Raw genomic sequence first — 17,559 nt, 5'->3', positions numbered from 1 at the left:
GCTCCTTGTTGGGTGGTCTTGGTTGCAGGTCGCTCGCGGCTCGTTTGGTGGCCGTGTTGAGAAGGGGCGGGCGGCACTGCGCCCGCAGGTTCAGGTTTGCAGGCGCGGGTCCAGCACGTCGCGCAGCGCGTCGCCGGCGATATTGGCTGCCAGCACGATGATCAGGATCAGCACCGAGGGGATCACGGCGATATGTGGCGCGAACAGAAAGAAATCGCGCCCCTGTGCCGCCATCATCCCCAGTTCGGCCACCGGCGGGCGGGCGCCCAGCCCCAGGAACGACAGCGATGCGGCAATCAGGATCAACTGCCCGAACCGCAGGCTGAGAAAGATCAGGATCGAGGAAATCGCATTGCGCAGCAGATAGCGCACGAACAACTGCCTGTCGGGCAGACCAAGGGCGCGGCCCGCCTCGATGAATTCCTGTTTCATGATGCCCATGGCAATGCCGCGGGCAATGCGCGCGCAGTCTGGAATGGTCGAGATGATCAGCGCCAGAACCACCGGCATGATGCCCTGTCCCATCGCAGCTACCAAGGCCAGCCCCAGCAGGATGGCGGGCAGCGACAGCAGCACGTCGGAGACCCGCATGATCCAGGGGTCGAGCCGGCCATAGAACGCCGCCAGCAGCCCGAGGAAAGAGCCGAACATCCCGCCGATCAGGATGCTGGACAACCCGATCAGCAATGTCAGGCGGGTGCCATACAGCAGACGGCTAAGGATGTCGCGCCCTTGCGGATCGGTTCCCAGCAAATGCTCCATCGTTCCGCGCGCGGCCCAGGCGGGAGGCAGCATCACCTTGCGTGAACTGGCATAGGGGTCATAGGGCGCGATCCACGGCGCAAGTGCTGCGGCGGCAAAGATCAGCGCCAACACCACCAGCGCCAGAACGGCGGCGCGGTCGCGCAGCAGGCGGCGCCACCAGGAACGGCGTTGTGGCGGGGTGGTGGTTTGCGCGACGGTTCCGGCAGTTGCATCGGTCATTTCTGCACCCTCGGATCAAGCACGGAATAGAGGATGTCGACGATCAGGTTGATGGCGATGAAGGTCAGCGCCATGACCAGGATGCAGCCCTGCGCGATGGTGAAATCGCTCGACAGGATCGCGCCCACGGCCAGCCGACCGACGCCCGGCCACCCGAAGATGGTCTCTGTCACGACAGCACCGCCCAGCAGATAGCCCGCCTGCAATCCCACCAGCGTGACAACCGGGATCAGCGCATTGCGCAGCGCGTGCCGTATGACCACCGCGCGTTCGGTCAGCCCTTTCGAGCGTGCGGTGCGCACATGATCCAGCTTCAGCACCTCCAGCACGGACGACCGGGTCATGCGCGCCACCGGCCCGATGAACACCATGCCCAGCGACATGGCGGGCAGGGCCAGATGGCGCAGGCCCTCCAGCGTCCAGACCGGGCCGCCGCGCCCCACAAAGGGCAGCCAGCGAAAGGTGATGCCGAAAAGCTGGATCAGCAGCAGGCAGATGAAGAAGACCGGCAGCGATACGCCGGCCACCGACAGCGCCATCACAGCCCGGTCCACCAGCGAGCCACGTTTCATCGCCGCGACGGTGCCCATGGCGATGCCCAGCGGGATGGACCAGATCAGGCAGGCGACCATCAGTTCGATGGTGGGGCCGATGGCAGCGGCTAGTTCCTCTGTTACCGGCTTGTTCGAAATCATCGACCGGCCCAGATCTCCGGCAAGGATGCGTTCGAAATACATCCAGAACTGTACGATCAGCGGCCGGTCCAGTCCCATGGATTTGCGGATCGCCTCGACCACTTCGGGCGGGGCGGTCGGTCCGGCCAACACGATGGCCGGATCGCCGGGCACCATTTGCAGCAGCAAAAAACCGAAGACCATTACGCCCAGCAGAACCGGGATCGACAGGCCGATACGTCGCAGCAGCGTTGCAACCATGGCCTAGCCCCCCGTCATGGTGTCATGCACGACCTTGCCGCCCAGCAGGGTCATCACGCAGCCGGTTTCCAGAATGGCCGCAGGTGGAATGGCGAACAGATCCTGCGAAAAGACGGCGATATCAGCCAGTTGTCCTGGCACCAGGCGTCCCTTTCGGGCCTCGTCATGCGTGGCATAGGCCGAGTCGAGCGTATAGGCGTTCAGCGCTTCGGCCATGGTCAGGCATTGGTCGGCCCCGAGGACAGTGCCCTTGTCGGTGGTGCGCGTGACCATGGCGTACAGCCCGGCAAAGGGGTTCAGCGCCGTGACCGGGCAATCGGTCGAGGCCGAGGGGCGCAGCCCCGCGTCGATCCAGGCCCGCATGGGGTAGGAGGTATCGGCCCGTTCCTTCCCCATCGCCTCGACATACTGGTCGCCGAAGTAATAGATGAAATCGGGTTGCGGGCCGGGGATCACGCCCAGCTCCTGCATGGTGGCGATCTGGTCGGGCGTGACCCAGCCGCAATGTTCGATCCGGTGGCGTCGGTCTGGCGCGGGATTGGCCGCCTGTGCTAGCCGCACGGCGGACAGGAACTGTTCGATCCCGGCATCGCCGATGGCATGGACGGCCAGTTGAAACCCGTTGTCATGCGCGCGCTTGGCCAGCGCGTTGCAATCGTCATCCGACAGGCAGAAGATTCCGCGATCGCTGGTGCCGGGATAGGCGTCCTTCATCGCCGCGGTCTTGCCGCCAAGGCTGCCGTCGATGAAGAATTTGACCGGACCCACGCGCAGCATGTCGCAGCCGCTGCCCGAAGTGTGCCCTTCGGCGATGGCCTGATCCAGGATGTCGCGGTCCTTGTCGCCGATCAGGCACATCGACACGCGCACCGGCAGGCGCCCGCTGTCCTTTGCCGCCTGATAGGCCAGAAATTCGGTCCAGCCATGGCTCATGCCGACTGCGGCATCCATGGTCGAGGTGATCCCATAGGCCAGCATCAGGCGCCCGCCGGCCTCGATGGCATCGACGTAATCGGCCAGCCCCGGTTCGGGTTGCAGATCCAGCACGGGGCGGCGGGCGTTCTCAGCCAGAAGCCCCGTCAATTCGCCGTTCGCCCGCTGGATCGCGCCGCCGTCGGGGTCCGGGGTGTTGTGCCCGATGCCCGCCATGGTCAGCGCAACCGTGTTCGCCACCCCGACATGTCCGCAGGCCCGCGAGATATAGACCGGGTTGTCAGGGGCCACCGCATCCAGTTCGCGCCGGGTGGGGTGGCGGTATTCAGCCAGTTTGGCATGGTCATAGCCGCGCCCGATGATCCATTCACCCGGTTTGCGGGTTTTCGCCGCCTCGGCCACGATGCCCAGCAGACTGTCGATGGTCTGTACCCGGCCGGGGTTCAGATCCAGGTGTTTCAGCCCCAGCCCGAACAGTGACAGATGGGTATGCACGTCATACAGCCCCGGTGTGGCCAGCCGCCCGCCCAGGTCGATCACCTGGGTGTCCGGCCCGGCCAGCGCGGCCATGTCTTCGGCGCTGCCGGTGGCAAGCACCGTATCGCCCGCAATCGCCAGCGCCTCGGCAAAGCCTTCGGTCATGCCGCACCAGATCTTGCCGTTGGTCAGGATCAGATCGGGGTTCATCGGGCGGTCCTATTGGCTGAGGTCATGGCGTGGTCCTGTCTGGCTAAGGTATGGGCGGACCGGCTGGCGCGGAACGACCGCGCAGGCCGGTCCATGGGTCAGGCGGCTTCGGCGCGGTACACCACCTCGCCGCCCAACATCGTCATCAGGCAGCGCGCCTTGAGGATGTCCTTGTGCGGCACCGTGAAGAAATCGGTGTCGAACACCGCGACATCGGCCAGTTGTCCGGGGATCAGGCGGCCCTTGCGCTCTTCGTCATGCACGCCATAGGCGGCCTCGTAGGTGTAGAGGTGCAGCGCTTCGGCCATGGTCAGCGCCTGATCCAGCCCCAGCGGCTTGCCGCTGTCCGACCGCCGGGCGACCAGCGCGTACAGGCAGGGCAGCGGATCGGGCGAAGTGACCGGGCAATCGGTCGAGGCCGAAGGGTGCAGCCCGCTGTCGAGCCAGGTCTTGAACGGGTAACAATGCTGCGGGCGTTCGTCGCCCAGGATGGTGTGGTAGCCTTCGCCGAAGAAGTACAGGAAGCTGGGCTGCCCGGCCGGGATCACGCCCATCTCGATCATGCGGGGCAGATCCTCGGGCTTGTGCCAGCCGCAATGTTCGATGCGATGGCGGCGGTCCGGGGCGGGACTGGCGGCATAGGCCTTTTCATAGGCGTTCAGCACCATGTCGATGGCGGCATCCCCGATGGCATGGGGGGCCAGTTGATAGCCGCGTTCATGCGCGATCATGGTCAGCGCGTCGGTCTGTTCCTGTGTCAGGCACTGGACGCCAAAGTTCGTCGGGTCGTTCTCATAGGCTTTCGACATCCAGGCGGTGCCCGCCCCGGCAGAGCCATCGGTGAAATATTTCACCGGCCCGATGCGGAAGATGTCATCGCCCACGCCTGTTACCAGACCCTTCTGATAGGCATAGTCCAGCACGTTGCGTTCCAGATCGCCCATCAACGTGCCTGCGACGCGGACGGGAATCCGGTTGGCCTTGCGCGCGGTCAGATAGGCATCCAGCTCGACGGTGCCGACCTGTAGGCCGATGGCGGCCTCCATGCAGGAGGTAATGCCGTAGGACAGCAGGCTTTTGCCACCACGTTCGATGGCATCGACCAGTTCTTCCTCGGACAAGGGCGGCAGGATGGCCATCACCGGCGCGCGGGCGTTTTCGTACAGAACGCCGGTCAGATCGCCTGCCACGCGCTCGATCTTGCCGCCGAACGGGTCGGGGGTGTTGTGACCGATGTCGGCGGCGCGCAGGGTGACGGTATTGGCCACCGCCGAATGGCCGCAGGTGCGCGACAGATAGACCGGATTGTCCGGCGATACCGCATCCAGTTCGTGCCGGGTGGGAAAGCGGCGTTCATCCAGCTTGTCATGGTCAAAGCCGCGCCCCAGGATCCACTGGCCGGGTTTGGCGTTCTTCACCGCCTCGGCCACCCGGTCCACAAAGGCCTGAACGCTGGTGATGCCTGCCTCTGGCCGCATGTCGAGTTCGACAAGGCTTTTGCCATACATGTGCAGATGCAGGTGGGCATCGTTCAGCCCTGGCACGGCCAGACGGCCTTCAAGGTCGATCACATCCGTATCGGGGCCTGCCAGCGCCGCGATGTCGTCTGCCGTGCCGGTGGCCAGAACCTTGTCGCCGGAAATGGCCAACGCCTCGGCAAAGCCTTCGGCAAGGCCGCACCAGATTTTACCGTTGGTCAGAATGCGGGTCGGGGCGGTCATGGGCAGTCTCCTTGGGTGCGGGGCGGGGCCCTGCGGGTTTCAGTAGCCAGCCGCGCGGCTGACCGCGCCCGGTGGCTGGCGGCCAGCCTTGAGGGCGGCATAATTCTCGGCAATCTGCCGCAGGATTTCAGGGCGGCTGGTGTCAGAGGCACGATGCGGCGTGATCAGGATTGCTGGATGATCCCAGAAGGGATGGTCCGGTGGGGGCGGTTCGGTGCGGAACACATCCACGCTGGCCCCGCCCAGATGGCCCGCGGACAGCGCGGCCAGCAGATCTGCCTCGACCAGATGTTCCCCGCGCCCGATCTGTACCAGAACCGCACCTTGCGGCATCCGGGCGAACAGCGCGGCGTTCAGCACGTCGCGGGTGCTGTCTGTCAGCGGCAGCACGTTGATCAGGATGTCCGATTGCGCGGCCACCGTCTGAATCGCTTCGTGCCCCGTAATCACCGTGATCCCATCGGGGGGATGCGCGCCGCCCTGCGACTGGCGCGCGGCGGTGACGGCAAACCCCATGGCGGCGATCGCCCGCGCGCAGGATTGGCCCATCAGGCCATAGCCCAGGATGCCCACCCGCACCTGCCCAGGGGGCGGGGCCTGAAAGCTGCGCTCCCACAGGCGTTTGGGCTGGTTGGCCACATAGGTGCCCATCCGCCGATGATGCCAGACCACATGCCATGCCGCGAAACCGGCCATCATGTCGGCCTGTGCCTGATCGCGGATGCGTGTCACGGCGACATGCGGGGGCAACGACGGGCAGGTCAGGATGCGGTCCACCCCTGCGGCGATGGACGATACCATCCGCAGGTTGGGATAGCGGGCAAAGGCGTCGGGTTCGGGCGCCCAACTGATGGCGACCTCGATCTGCGACGGATCCGTCACCTGATCGGGGCCGATGACCCGAACGGTCGGCGTATTGGCGGCGGCAAACAGCTCTGGCAGGTCGAACACCCGCGACAGTGCGACGATATTCAGCACCTCGGGGGGCTGTCCCTGGGTCATCGGGCGAGCTTTTGCCAGCGGGCCGCACGGCCACCCCACCAGCCGGTGGGGGGCAGGGCCGTCCGCATCGCGTTCGGTGCCGGTATCGTCATCGTTTTTCCCTGTCCGCGAATCGCCTTGGTTGTGCGACCGTCGATCTTGTTGGCCCAAGGTTGGAAAATTCGCGTCGACTTTTCAAGTGTCGACAATCGACATATTGTATGTCTAGATGGCACATTGCTTGCGGCAGGACGCGACGCTCAAGGAACGGGCAGCCTGTGCGCCGATCATCTGCATGAAAGGGGCGGCGTTGCCCGGCGGACCCGTAATGGAACCCATGTTCAAGGCATTGCAGCAAGCCGACCTGCCCAGCCGGATCGCCGACCAGGTCTTGCGCGCCATAGGTGACGGGCTGTTGCGCCCTGGCGAGCGTGTGACAGAGGCGCGTCTTGCCGAACAGCTCGGAACATCCCGTGCCCCGGTGCGCGAGGCGTTGCGGCTGCTGGAAAGCCAGGGGCTGATCGTTTCGCACCCCCGGCGCGGGTTCTTTGTCAAACTCTATGACGCCGACGAACTGGCGGAGATCTACGATCTGCGCGAATGCCTGGAGCTGCATAATGCGCAGGCGCTGGTCGAGCGGATGACCCCTGCCGATCTGGCGCGACTGGAGGCGCAGGTCGATCTGCTGAAAAAGCTGGGCGCCGAAGGGCGGATGCAGGAACAGGTGGCAGAGGACTACGCCTTTCACCGCATGATGTGCGAGATCGGGGGCAATTCGCGGATCCTGAAACTGTTCGACCAGATTGCCACCGAACTTCGGTCAGGCATTGCGCTGGTGGGCCGCGTGTATGACGATCCGGTAGAGATTGCGCGCCAGCATGAGCCGTTGATCGAGGCATTGCGCCTGCGCGATGCCGCGCGCATCCGTGACGAGTTGCAGGACCATCTGCGCGATGCCGCGTTTCACGCCACGGCGCTGTATCGCCAGTGGCCGGCTGCCGACGGCGCACCGGACCATCTGCGCGGCAAGTAACGTCGCATCCGCCACCTGACATGGATCAAGGCGCGCGCTGCCCCGTTCGGTATGGGACAGGGCAGGAGGACGCGCCGTGGACGTTTTGCTTGACCTGTTGCCTGAACCGGAACTTGCCGCGCTGTTCGGCCTGATGGTCGGCGCCGTCTTTGGGTTTTCGGCCGAACGGTCGTCGTTCTGCCTGCGCGCTGCGACGGTAGAGTTTGCGCGGGGCCGGATGGGGCCGAAAGTGGCGGTCTGGTTGCTGACCTTTTCGACGGCGGTGATCTGGGTGCAGGGCGCGCAGGCGTTGGGCCTGTTCCGGGGGCAGGATGCGCGGGTGATGGCCGTGGCGGGCAGTTGGTCCGGTGCGATCATCGGCGGGCTGATGTTCGGCGCGGGGATGGTGCTGGCGCGGGGCTGTTCGGGCCGTCTGCTGGTGCTGGCCGCGACGGGAAACCTGCGTTCTGTCGTCTCGGGCCTGATCTTTGCCGTGGTGGCGCAGATGGCGCTGCATGGCTGGCTGGCGCCCGTGCGGCAATGGCTGGCCGGGATATGGGTGACGCCAGGCGGGCAGAACCTGCACCTTCTGGCCATGCTGGGATTGCCCGAGGGGGCGGGTCTTGCCCTTGGGTTCCTGCTGGCGGCGCTGGCGCTGTGGCTGGCTGTGCGCAATGCGATCGGCTGGCGCGTTCTGGTGTTCGGCTCGGGCGTCGGCTTTGCGGTTGCCCTTGGCTGGGTGCTGACATGGAGCCTGGCGCAGGTGGCGTTTGATCCGGTCAGCGTGACCTCTGCGACCTTCTCGGGGCCATCGGCCAATACGCTGATGTTTTTCCTGACCGATAGCCCCGCATTGGACTTCGATATCGGGCTGGTGCCGGGTGTGGCCCTTGGCGCGCTGGTTTCGGGCGCGCTGAAGCGCAGCCTGAGGTTCCAGGGCTTTGACGGCGAGAGCCAGATGCGCCGGTCAATGTTCGGGGCTGCGCTGATGGGCTTTGGCGCCATGCTCGCCGGTGGCTGCGCCATCGGGGCAGGGGTGACGGGCGGGTCGGTTTTTGCCGCCACCGCCTGGCTTGCCTTGCTGTCGATGTGGGTGGGCGCCATGCTCACCGACCTGATGGTCGATCAGTCGGGGGCGCGGGCCGCCGCGTGACGAGGCCCGCTATTCGAACTCCATCTCGGCAAAGACCACTCCGGCATTGCGGGTTGCCAGTTCCTCGAACGTGTCGAGATGCGACCAGCGCGACTGATCGACATAGTAGGCCCCGGCCAGATCACCGCCGTCTTCGATATGCGCCCCGATCTTTGCCCGCAGATCCAGCAGGTAATCGCGGGTGTATCGCTGCACCTGGGCAAGGTTGGTCGGATGGCCATGGCCGGGGATCACATAGGTCGGCGCCAGCGGCACCAGCGCGCTGTCCCAAGTTTCTATCCAGCAGGCCGTGCAGGTGCCTTCGAAAATCGGGGGCATCCGTTCGTGAAAGGCAATATCCCCGGCGATCATCAGCGACCAGTCCGGGATCCAGACCTGTGTGTCGCCGGGGCTGTGGGCGGGGCCAAGGTGCAGCACCTCGATGGTGACATCCCCCATGGTGATGACACGGCGGTCGGAAAAGGTCTCGCTAGGCGGTGTGATCACGGTGCCTTCGGCATTCTCGCGGGCATAGCGTTGCAGCGCAGCCAGATCCTGCGCCGCGCCATCGGCGAATTCCTCTGCCGCCTCGTCATGCGCCAGAATCGGCACGCCTTGCGCGGCCCAATAGCCGTTGCCCAGCATGGCATGGCCCTGGCCATTCTCGACAATCACCAGCCGGACCGGCTGGTCCGTGACAGTCTTGATCTCGGTGTGCAGCGCCTCGGCCAGTTTCCAGGACGCGCCGGAATTCACCACCACCACACCATCGCCGGTGACGATGAACGACAGATTGTTGTTGTGACCCGCGTTCTCATAGGTCGGGGGCGCCGTGGCGCCGATGGCGGAAAAGACGTGGGGAATGACCTCGACGGGTTTGGAATACAGAACCGATTGCGGGTACTGGTCGGGAATATCTTCAGAGGCCAGGACAGGGGCAGCGGTCAGCAGCAAGAGGGCAAGGGCGCGCATGGTTCAGACCTCGACAAAGCGATAGGCGGCACCGTCACGTTCCACGCGACCCAGGCCACCGCCGGGCAGGTGAAAGCCGACGATCAGATCGCCACGTTCGGCCAGCCGGTCCATCAGTGCCACGCGGGTGGCAGCACCAAGTTCGGGATCCTGATCCGAGCCCGAGGGCCGGTCGGGCTGGTCAAAGGCGATGTGGTGATTGCCGATGGCATCGCCGATCACCACCACAGTGCCGTCGGGGCCGCTGATGTCAAAGCTCATGTGGCCCGGCGTATGGCCCGGCGTCAGGCGGGCGATCAGGCCGGGCAGCACCTCGTCGCCATCGGCCAGCGTCGTGATGCGATCTGCGATGGCCTCCAGCCGCCGGGCGGCACCAACGGCAAAGGTCTTGCGGTCTTCGCGGATCGTCTCCACCGTTGCGGGATCGGTCCAGTAGGCAAGTTCATCGGCGCCGATCAGATAGGCGGCGTCGGGGAATATGGGGTCGTCGAACTCATCCAGCAGGCCCCACAGATGATCGGGATGGGCATGGGTGAACACGACATGGGTGATCTCGTCCGGGCTCAGCCCCAGCGCGTCCAGCGCATCGGCCAGCTTGCCTGCACTTGGCATGAAATCCGGCCCCGCGCCGACGTCGAACAGCACGGTATGGGTGCCGTCGCGCAGCAAGGTCAGGTTGCAGGGCGGGGTCAGTTGATCCGCAGACAGCCCATGGCGGGCCACCAGCGCAGCGATTTCTTCGGGCGACATGTCGCCAAAGGCAAAATTGCCCGGCAGCACCAGATTGCCATCGGACAGCGTGTCGATGCGCAGGCCGCCCATGTCCAGCGAAGTTCCCGCCCATAGACGGCGGGGGGCGATCGGCATGGTCAGCGCGGCAGCGCCCAGCAGGATGTGGCGGCGGGTCAGCATGGTGTACCTTTGTCTTGTGGCGGCCCCCGCAACAGGGGCCGCCTGTCCCGAAAGTTGAAAGGATCAGCCGAACATGTCGGCGGTGATCCCGGCATACCAGCCCAGGCTTTCCTCATAGGTTGCCTTGCGCAGGGCCGCATCCTCGCCAGTCTGGCTGATGAAGCTTTCGACGCTGGCAATCTTTTCCGGGGTCGGTTCATAGGCCGCGCCGACCTTGACGCCATCATCGGCGGCGATCAGCGACCAGCAGGTGTTGGAGTATTTGGCCGGGAACACGCGGCTGCCCAGCAGGTCGCCGCGAATGGCCATGGCGGCGATCTTGGCCTGGCTGTTGGCCGAGAATCCGGACTTCGGCATGTCGCCCTGCGCGCTGGAATCGCCCAGAACCCAGATATTCTCGTCCATCTTCGACCGCATGTTGGCCGGGTCCACCGGCGCCCATCCGCTGTCCGCCGTGACGCCCGCCAAGGCGGCAATCTGGCCTGCGACCTGGCCGGGGATGACGTTGCAGACGTCAACCTTGGTGACTTCGCCGTCGATCAGCACTTCCATGCTGCCGGGGCGCACCTCGATCTCGTTTCCACCCATGTCGGGGCCGACCCATTCGACCATCCCGCTGTAATGCCGCCCCCAGCCTTCTTCGAACAGCGCCTTCTTGGAGAAATTCTCCTTGGGGTCTGCGATCAGGATCTTGGCGGTGGGGTTGTTCTGCTTGAGATACCAAGCAACCATGCTGATCCGCTCGTAGGGTCCGGGCGGGCAGCGGTAGGGGTTGGGCGGGGCGATCATGGCAAAGGTGCCGCCCTGGGGCATGGCCTCGATCTGGGCCTTGAGCAGTTGCGTCTGCGGACCGGCCTTGTAGGCATGAGGCATCACCTCGGCATCGGCGACGGACCAGCCGGCGACCGAGCCTTCCCTGAAGTCGATGCCCGGCGACAGAACCAGCCGGTCGTAGGGCACTGTCTGCCCACCTGCCAGCGTGACGGTCTTGGCGGCGCGGTCCACGCCGGTGGCAAGATCGTTGATGACAGTCACGCCGCCTGCGGCAATCTTGTCATATCCGTGTTGGAGATCCTCGAAGTTGTAGAATCCTCCGATATAGAGGTTCGAGAAAAAGCAGGTGGTATAGATCGGATTTGCCTCGATCAGCGTCACATCCAGCGCGCCCTGGCTGTCCTTGGCCAGATAGCGCGCTGCGGTGGCACCACCGGCGCCGCCGCCGATGACGACGACACGGGGCTTGGCCTGGCCAAGCACCATCGGGGCCGACAGAATGGCGCTGCCAGCGGCCATGGTGCCCAGAAACAGGCGTCTGTTCATTGTCATGTGCATCCTCCCACGGTTGGATCGGGTAGAAACCAGTTTCCCTGTTCCCGATTCCATTGTAAACTATTGAAAAAGCGCACAAAAAGCGCGATTCTTCCTTGTATTGAGACCTTGGTGGAACGTTGTTCTCCGGCATCCTCCCATGCCGGATCGCCCCCCAGGTCTAGTCGAGCGTGGCAAACCAGGCTGCCAGCGCCGCAATCTCGTCGTTTGACAGCCGCCCGGCCATCATCTGCATGACAGGATGGGGGCGCAGCTTTTGCTTGTAGGCGTGCATCGCAACCACGAAGTCTTCTTCCGGCCAGCCATTGATCGCTGGAATCCCTTGGTCCGAGCCATCCGCCCTGTGGCAGGTGCTGCATTCGGCGGCGAGGTATTCGCCGTAATCCGCATCCCCCTTCAGCGCGAGGATGGCAGGCGACAGGTCAGGATTGGTCTTGAGGGCGGTCGGCTCCGCTTCGGGGATGTTCTGCGGCTTGTCGGACCATTCGCGCAGATAGGCCAGCAGCGCGCCGCGGGCCTCGGCATCTGCCATGCCGCGATAGTTCATCCGGGTTCCCGACACCAGCGCCTTGGGATTTTCAACATAGGCGTGCAGGGTGTCCAGTGTCCATGTCAGGCCATCGGCGCCCATTCGCGCCATGGGCTTGGAGTATTTGAAATCCTCCAGCGCGCCCGCCCGGCGGCCGAAAATCCCGTTCAGACGCGGACCGACGCGGTTCACCGCATCGGGGCCGATCTGGTGGCAGGCGGAACACTGGCGTTTGTACAGCGTGGCCCCGCGTTCGGCGTCACCTATGACGTCCGCCGCCACGGGGCCCGACCCCATGGCGACGATCAGAAGCGCAAGAGAGAGCACGCGCCTCATGGCGATCAGTCGTTGAACGTGGACAGATAGGCGATGACTGCCGCGCGTTCGTCCTGCTTCTTGAGCCCTGCGAACGACATTCTGGTTCCCTTCATGAAGCCCTTTGGATTGGCCAGGAATGCATCCAGCGACGCTTCATCCCAGACCAGACCGGAGTCTGCCATGGTCAGCAGCGGTTTGGAATATTTGAAACCGTCGATCTGCCCGGCCGGATGGCCAACGATGTTGTTCAGCAAGGGGCCGGTGCCGTTTCGCGCCTTGTCGCCGACCTTGTGGCACGCAGCGCATTTCTTGAACACCTTCTCGCCTTCGGCAATCAGGGCCGGGTCCACGGCGGCGACCACCTCGGCTGCGGGCTCGGGCTCGGCTTCGGTCGCGGCGGCGGCTTCGGTTGCCGCCTCCGGCTCCGTGGCGGCAGAAACCGCTGCGGCGTGCAGGTCGGGCAGGGTGCCCGCAGGTTTGCCGTCCGGATCCCTTGGCGTGACATTCAGTTCGACCGCGCGCTTGGTGACGCTCACCGAGGGCAGGCAGTCGGTCATGCAGGGCGCTTGCGAGAACAGCGGATATTCGGTTTCCGGCCGGTCATCGGCATAGAACCCATCCGCGTTCGGCAGCACAACTTCGGTGAAATTCGTGTCGGACAGGACGAAATCATCATCCACCAGACCGTTGGAATACAGCAGGAAGGCGGTGATGGCATAGGTGTCGTCCACCGATAGCGTCTGCGCCGCGCCAAATGGCATCGAGCGGTGGATATAGTCATAGACGGTGGACAGATAGGGCCAGTAGCTGCCGATGGTCTTGACCGGGCGCGGGTCGGTCAGCGTGCCGTCACCACCGGCCAGAACGGGCCAACTGTCCAGCCCTTCGGCGAAATCGCCGTGGCACGAGGCGCAATGCTCTCCGAACACCGACTCGCCGGTTTCCACATCGCCGGATCCGGGGCGCAGGCCCTGACCATCGGGCAGGACGGCAACGTCCCAGGCGGAAACTTCCTCGGGCAGCGCGACGCGACCCAGGCCAAGCGATTGCGCCAGCGCCGGACCGGCCAGGACCGAAACCGCCAGCGCCGAGCCCAGAAACAGCTTAAGCGACTTCGACATTCTCGACCTCCCCGTCGGCCTTGACCCACCAGGTCTGGATCCCGTTGTTGTGATAGACGTTGTTGCGGCCACGGATCTCACGCAGCGCATCCTTGGTCGGCTGGACATAGCCCGTCTCGTCGATGGCGCGCGATTGCAGCAGCATCTCGGATCCGTCCCAGTCGATATCCAGGTGGAACCGGGTCAGCGCCTTGGATTTCGCGTCCCCCGTGATGCGTGCCTCGGTCCAGTTCTTGCCACCGTCCAGCGATACATCCACCCGTGTGACGCGCCCGTTGCCGGACCATGCGAGGCCCGTGATCACAAGCGGGCCCTTGCCATGGCGGATTGGCACCTGCGGGCTGGGTGCCGTGATCACGGATTTCGCATCCATCACCCAGGTCCATTTCCGGGCGCGGCCATCGGGCATCAGATCGGTGTATTTCGAGGTTTCCTCGCGGCTTTCGACCGCCTGGTCATAGACGCCCAGACGGCGGACCCATTTTACCCACATGTTGCCTTCCCAGCCGGGAACGACCAGACGGGCAGGGTAGCCATGTTCTTTCCGCAGTGCCTCGCCATTGGCATAAAAGGCGAGCATCACGTCATCCAGCGCCTTTTCCATCGGGATAGAGCGGCCATTGGACGAGGCATCGGCCCCTTCGGCGTAAAGCCATTTGCCCTCGGGCTTGACCCCGGCTTCGTCCAGCAATGCCCGCAGCGGCACGCCGACATATTCCATGTTGTGGATCATGCCTTGGGTGAACTGGCAGCCTTCCAACTGGGCGCCGCCCCATTCCATCCCGCCATTCGCCGCGCATTCGCAAAAGGCCGTGACGGTGGCGCGGGGGAAACGCAGCAGATCCTCGAAGGTGAATACCAAAGGCCGTTCGACCAGGCCGTTGATCATCAGGCGGTAGTCCGCCTTGGACAGCTCGATCGCGCCCGAATGGTGACGCTCGAAGGCGCAGCCTTGCGGGGTGATCGTGCCTTCCAGCGCGTGGATCGGCGTGAAGTTGATGGAGCTGACAGGGCTTTCCGTCAGCCATTCCACATTGCGCCGCACCACATGCTGTTCAAAGCGGATGGGCATGCCATAGGGCACGGCATCCACCGGGTCGCCGAATTCGGTTGCCCAGGGCTGAACTTCGGTAATCAGCGGATCGGCGCCTTCGGCGCGGGCTGCGATGGTGCCGGCCACCAGCCCCGCGCCTGCCAGCGCGGTCTGGCGCAGGAAGCCGCGGCGCGAGGTGCCGGTTTCGGGTTCGTCATTATTCATGGGCGAACACTCCTTGGTCGTGTCAGATGCCGGTCACGGTGACCGAGGTGTTGGGTTCAAGACGGACGGTGCCGATCTTCTTGATGTGGGATTCGATGACATCCCAGATCTGCGGCCCTTCGGTGCCTTCGTTGACCGAGGCCCAGCCGGCGACCGTATAGGACTTGGCCGCGTCGATCGCCTCGCCAGTGTCGACCAGTGCCATTGCGCTGATCCGCTCGCCAATGGGTTTGGACACGTCGATGGCATAGGCCAGCCCGCCCACGCGCACCATGTCGCCGCCCTGCTGGTAATAGGGGTCGGTGTTGAAGATGTTGTCGGCCACGTCTTCCAGAATGGTCTTCAGCATCTCGCCCGTCATTTCGGTGCGGTAGCATTTGCCATAGGTCATGCTGGTGACGTTGTGGATATCCTCGCGGGTGATCGCATCGCCTGGCAGCAGGGTGGTGCCCCAGCGCACGCCGGGCGACATGGCGATCTGGGCGTCGCGCTCGGACCGGATCGCATCGCAGATCAGGTCATCCCAGGTGCCGTTGAAATTGCCGCGCCGATAGAGCAGGCTTTCGGTGGTGCCGATCTTTTCCTCAAGCTGCGCCTTGAACGGTTCGCGTTCGGCGTCGATCAGCGCGGCCATCTCGGCATCGGGCGTGATCACATCCGAGAAGATCGGGATCAGCTTGTGCCGGAAGCCCATCATGCGGCCATCGCGCACATCCAGATCGACGCGGGACACGAACTTGCCGTTCGATCCGCTGGCGATCAGGATGGTGTCGCCCACCAGAACGGGCTCTGGCACCGCGTCATGGGTATGGCCGGTCAGGATGACGTCGATGCCCTTGACGCGCCCGGCCATTTTCTTGTCGACGTCAAAGCCGTTGTGCGACAGGCAGACCACCAGATCGGCGCCTTCGGCGCGCACCTCATCCACCAATTTCTGCATATTCTCTTCGCGGATGCCGAAGGAAAATTCGGGGAACATCCAGCGCGGGTTGGCAATCGGCATATAGGGGAAGGCCTGGCCGATCACGGCGATGCGTACACCGCCCCGTTCAAAGATCTTGTAGGGCTCGAAGGCCGGTTCGTCCCATTCGGCATCAAAGATATTGGCGCCAAGGAAGGGGAAGGGCAGCCCTTCGACGATTTCCTGCACCCGTTCGGTGCCAAAGGTCCATTCCCAATGGCTGGTCATCGCTTCGGTGCCAAGGGCATTCATCACGTTGACCATGTCCTGCCCCTTGGTCAGAAGCGAGGTCATCGAGCCGTGCCAGGTGTCGCCGCCATCCAGCAGCAGCGCCTCTGGGCGTGCCGCGCGGATGGATTTCACCACGGTCGCCACGCGATCCATGCCGCCCATCTTGCCGTAGGTGCGGGCCAGCGACTCGAAATCGGTGTAGGTCAGGGCGTAGGCATCGGCCGATCCGGGGGCGATGCCGAACATCTGCTGGAACTCGGTCCCGGTGACATGCGGCACCTGCCCCTTGGCCGCGCCGACGCCTAGATTGATCTCTGGTTCGCGGAACCAGATCGGCTTGAGCTGGGCGTGGATGTCGGTGATATGGATCAGGGTCACATTGCCGAAATCGTCGAATTGCAGCAACTGGTCCTGGGTCAGCATTTGCTGCGCCGCCAGCCGCGACCAGTTGCCAAAGCCCGACGCGCCATAGATGGCTGTGGTGGCCATGGCGGCCTGAAAAAACTCGCGGCGGGTGATCATCCCCGGACACTCCTGTAATCGTTGGACAACACAAAACCGTTGCGCCAAAGCGCATCAGGCGGTTGCCCCATGACGGTCTGTTTTGGTCTGTTGCAGGGGGCCGCCGGGCGAACCGGCGGCCCCAAATCTTAGTGCCGGACCGAAACGCCCTCGACGCTCAGACCCGCGCCGCGCGAGGCGACGTAAAGTTCCAGCGCCTTGAACTCGTCGGATCCGGCCTTGAAGGTTTCGGCACGGGTATCGCGCACGCAGCCGACGAACCGCTGCTGCACCGTGACCATGCCTGCATCTTTCAGCCGGTAGGTCGGAAAGCCGTTGATCTGCCCCTGGCTCAGGTGGTCGGCACGGATCATGTTGCCGTAATTGTCCTCGTGGCAATTCGCGCAGGACATTTCAAGCTGACCATACCGGGTGTAGTAGATCTCTTTGCCCTTTTCCCAGAACGGGGCGGCAGGCCCGTCGATCGCAACCTTGACCGGCATCCCGCGCGATTGCAGCGAGATGACCGAGAGCATGTCTTTCATGTTGGCCGAGGTCATGCCCCACGGCTCCAGGCCCATACGCTCGGTGACGCAGTTGTTGACGTAGTCCTCCATGATCATCAGCTTGCCGGTCTTGGCATCGACTCGGGGCATCTCGGCCCGCAGACCAGCCATCGACTCGGGGCCCTGGTGGCAGCCGGCGCAGCTTTCGCCGTTCTTGCCCATCGCGGCATTCCATTTGTCGATCCCGCGATCCACGAACACCATGGCGGGGTTGTCAAAATCGTCCCGCTCCATGTCCCTGGTCGCATCGTCGCGGAACAGCCAGCCCGAATAGATCTCGGTCAAGGCGCCATCCAGATACGGCGGGGCATCGGTTTTGGTCACGATCTCGACGGCACCGTCTTCGGTTTCGATGACCAGTTCATCCTCTGCCGGGCCAGCGAAGGCCGCGCCCGATATGGCAAGGCCAAGGGCCGTTGCGGCCAGTGTTCTTGTAGTCTTGGTAAAGCGCCCCATGGCGTCTCCTCCCTGGACGG

The 17,559-nt window shown here is 64.2% G+C and carries 15 protein-coding genes; 2 read left to right on the top strand and 13 right to left on the bottom strand.

Features of this window, described 5'->3' with window-relative positions:
- Window positions 1-90: 90 nt before the first annotated feature.
- From BW970_RS07545 to BW970_RS07525, 5 genes are all read right to left on the bottom strand, one after another.
- Window positions 91-984, bottom strand: a complete 894-nt coding sequence (locus tag BW970_RS07545; protein ID WP_076529782.1) for an ABC transporter permease — start codon at window positions 982-984, stop codon at window positions 91-93.
- Entirely contained in the window at window positions 981-1,919 is a 939-nt protein-coding gene (locus BW970_RS07540; protein WP_076529781.1) for an ABC transporter permease, read from the bottom strand. Before BW970_RS07540 ends, BW970_RS07545 begins: the two co-directional genes overlap by 4 nt.
- A gap of 3 nt (window positions 1,920-1,922) precedes the next feature.
- Window positions 1,923-3,539 (bottom strand): amidohydrolase, encoded by a 1,617-nt coding sequence (locus BW970_RS07535; RefSeq protein ID WP_076529780.1) that lies wholly within the window; start codon window positions 3,537-3,539, stop codon window positions 1,923-1,925.
- A gap of 98 nt (window positions 3,540-3,637) precedes the next feature.
- A complete protein-coding gene (locus BW970_RS07530) occupies window positions 3,638-5,260 on the bottom strand; it encodes an amidohydrolase (protein ID WP_076529779.1) in 1,623 nt (540 codons plus the stop codon).
- A 39-nt stretch (window positions 5,261-5,299) separates the two neighbouring features.
- On the bottom strand, window positions 5,300-6,262 hold the full coding sequence (locus tag BW970_RS07525) for a 2-hydroxyacid dehydrogenase (protein WP_076529778.1): 963 nt from the start codon (window positions 6,260-6,262) through the stop codon (window positions 5,300-5,302).
- Between the two features lie 307 nt (window positions 6,263-6,569).
- Here BW970_RS07525 and BW970_RS07520 point away from each other — a divergent pair, with 307 nt between their 5' ends.
- On the top strand, window positions 6,570-7,274 hold the full coding sequence (locus BW970_RS07520) for a GntR family transcriptional regulator (RefSeq protein ID WP_076529777.1): 705 nt from the start codon (window positions 6,570-6,572) through the stop codon (window positions 7,272-7,274).
- A 133-nt stretch (window positions 7,275-7,407) separates the two neighbouring features.
- On the top strand, window positions 7,408-8,406 hold the full coding sequence (locus tag BW970_RS07515; protein ID WP_371870130.1) for a YeeE/YedE family protein: 999 nt from the start codon (window positions 7,408-7,410) through the stop codon (window positions 8,404-8,406).
- 9 nt (window positions 8,407-8,415) lie between these two features.
- On the opposite strand, the gene BW970_RS07510 is transcribed toward BW970_RS07515, so the two are convergent.
- The 8 genes from BW970_RS07510 to soxA all read right to left on the bottom strand — a co-directional run bounded on the left by BW970_RS07510 (window position 8,416) and on the right by soxA (window position 17,539).
- Window positions 8,416-9,357: an MBL fold metallo-hydrolase gene (locus tag BW970_RS07510; RefSeq protein WP_076529775.1), complete on the bottom strand. Its 942-nt coding sequence runs from the start codon at window positions 9,355-9,357 to the stop codon at window positions 8,416-8,418.
- Window positions 9,358-9,360: 3 nt separating this feature from the next.
- Window positions 9,361-10,269: an MBL fold metallo-hydrolase gene (locus tag BW970_RS07505; RefSeq protein WP_076529774.1), complete on the bottom strand. Its 909-nt coding sequence runs from the start codon at window positions 10,267-10,269 to the stop codon at window positions 9,361-9,363.
- Between the two features lie 63 nt (window positions 10,270-10,332).
- Window positions 10,333-11,595 (bottom strand): NAD(P)/FAD-dependent oxidoreductase, encoded by a 1,263-nt coding sequence (locus BW970_RS07500; RefSeq protein ID WP_076529773.1) that lies wholly within the window; start codon window positions 11,593-11,595, stop codon window positions 10,333-10,335.
- Window positions 11,596-11,758: 163 nt separating this feature from the next.
- Window positions 11,759-12,463 carry a c-type cytochrome gene (locus tag BW970_RS07495; protein ID WP_076529772.1) on the bottom strand — a complete coding sequence of 235 codons (705 nt, stop codon included), beginning with the start codon at window positions 12,461-12,463 and terminating at the stop codon, window positions 11,759-11,761.
- 5 nt (window positions 12,464-12,468) lie between these two features.
- Complete coding sequence (locus tag BW970_RS07490; RefSeq protein ID WP_076529771.1) at window positions 12,469-13,566, bottom strand: c-type cytochrome; 1,098 nt, start codon at window positions 13,564-13,566, stop codon at window positions 12,469-12,471.
- The gene (gene soxC / locus BW970_RS07485; RefSeq protein ID WP_076529770.1) at window positions 13,550-14,824 is read right to left on the bottom strand and encodes a sulfite dehydrogenase; all 1,275 of its coding nucleotides are present in this window, start codon (window positions 14,822-14,824) and stop codon (window positions 13,550-13,552) included. The genes BW970_RS07490 and soxC overlap by 17 nt, the downstream gene beginning before the upstream one ends.
- 22 nt (window positions 14,825-14,846) lie before the next feature.
- Window positions 14,847-16,538 (bottom strand): thiosulfohydrolase SoxB, encoded by a 1,692-nt coding sequence (gene soxB, locus BW970_RS07480; protein WP_076529769.1) that lies wholly within the window; start codon window positions 16,536-16,538, stop codon window positions 14,847-14,849.
- 128 nt (window positions 16,539-16,666) lie between these two features.
- Window positions 16,667-17,539 (bottom strand): sulfur oxidation c-type cytochrome SoxA, encoded by an 873-nt coding sequence (gene soxA / locus BW970_RS07475; RefSeq protein ID WP_076529768.1) that lies wholly within the window; start codon window positions 17,537-17,539, stop codon window positions 16,667-16,669.
- Window positions 17,540-17,559: the final 20 nt, after the last annotated feature.

The organism is Gemmobacter megaterium (assembly GCF_900156815.1).
Taxonomy (GTDB): domain Bacteria; phylum Pseudomonadota; class Alphaproteobacteria; order Rhodobacterales; family Rhodobacteraceae; genus Wagnerdoeblera; species Wagnerdoeblera megaterium.
This window is presented reverse-complemented; position numbering and strand designations above follow the sequence as displayed.

What these genes read in the sequence shown, in the direction of transcription:
- BW970_RS07545 (WP_076529782.1), bottom strand. Translation starts at nt 984, where the DNA reads ATGACCGATGCAACTGCCGGAACCGTCGCGCAAACCACCACCCCGCCA.
- BW970_RS07540 (WP_076529781.1), bottom strand. Translation starts at nt 1,919, where the DNA reads ATGGTTGCAACGCTGCTGCGACGTATCGGCCTGTCGATCCCGGTTCTG.
- BW970_RS07535 (WP_076529780.1), bottom strand. Translation starts at nt 3,539, where the DNA reads ATGAACCCCGATCTGATCCTGACCAACGGCAAGATCTGGTGCGGCATG.
- BW970_RS07530 (WP_076529779.1), bottom strand. Translation starts at nt 5,260, where the DNA reads ATGACCGCCCCGACCCGCATTCTGACCAACGGTAAAATCTGGTGCGGC.
- BW970_RS07525 (WP_076529778.1), bottom strand. Translation starts at nt 6,262, where the DNA reads ATGACCCAGGGACAGCCCCCCGAGGTGCTGAATATCGTCGCACTGTCG.
- BW970_RS07520 (WP_076529777.1), top strand. Translation starts at nt 6,570, where the DNA reads ATGGAACCCATGTTCAAGGCATTGCAGCAAGCCGACCTGCCCAGCCGG.
- BW970_RS07515 (WP_371870130.1), top strand. Translation starts at nt 7,408, where the DNA reads ATGGTCGGCGCCGTCTTTGGGTTTTCGGCCGAACGGTCGTCGTTCTGC.
- BW970_RS07510 (WP_076529775.1), bottom strand. Translation starts at nt 9,357, where the DNA reads ATGCGCGCCCTTGCCCTCTTGCTGCTGACCGCTGCCCCTGTCCTGGCC.
- BW970_RS07505 (WP_076529774.1), bottom strand. Translation starts at nt 10,269, where the DNA reads ATGCTGACCCGCCGCCACATCCTGCTGGGCGCTGCCGCGCTGACCATG.
- BW970_RS07500 (WP_076529773.1), bottom strand. Translation starts at nt 11,595, where the DNA reads ATGACAATGAACAGACGCCTGTTTCTGGGCACCATGGCCGCTGGCAGC.
- BW970_RS07495 (WP_076529772.1), bottom strand. Translation starts at nt 12,463, where the DNA reads ATGAGGCGCGTGCTCTCTCTTGCGCTTCTGATCGTCGCCATGGGGTCG.
- BW970_RS07490 (WP_076529771.1), bottom strand. Translation starts at nt 13,566, where the DNA reads ATGTCGAAGTCGCTTAAGCTGTTTCTGGGCTCGGCGCTGGCGGTTTCG.
- soxC (WP_076529770.1), bottom strand. Translation starts at nt 14,824, where the DNA reads ATGAATAATGACGAACCCGAAACCGGCACCTCGCGCCGCGGCTTCCTG.
- soxB (WP_076529769.1), bottom strand. Translation starts at nt 16,538, where the DNA reads ATGATCACCCGCCGCGAGTTTTTTCAGGCCGCCATGGCCACCACAGCC.
- soxA (WP_076529768.1), bottom strand. Translation starts at nt 17,539, where the DNA reads ATGGGGCGCTTTACCAAGACTACAAGAACACTGGCCGCAACGGCCCTT.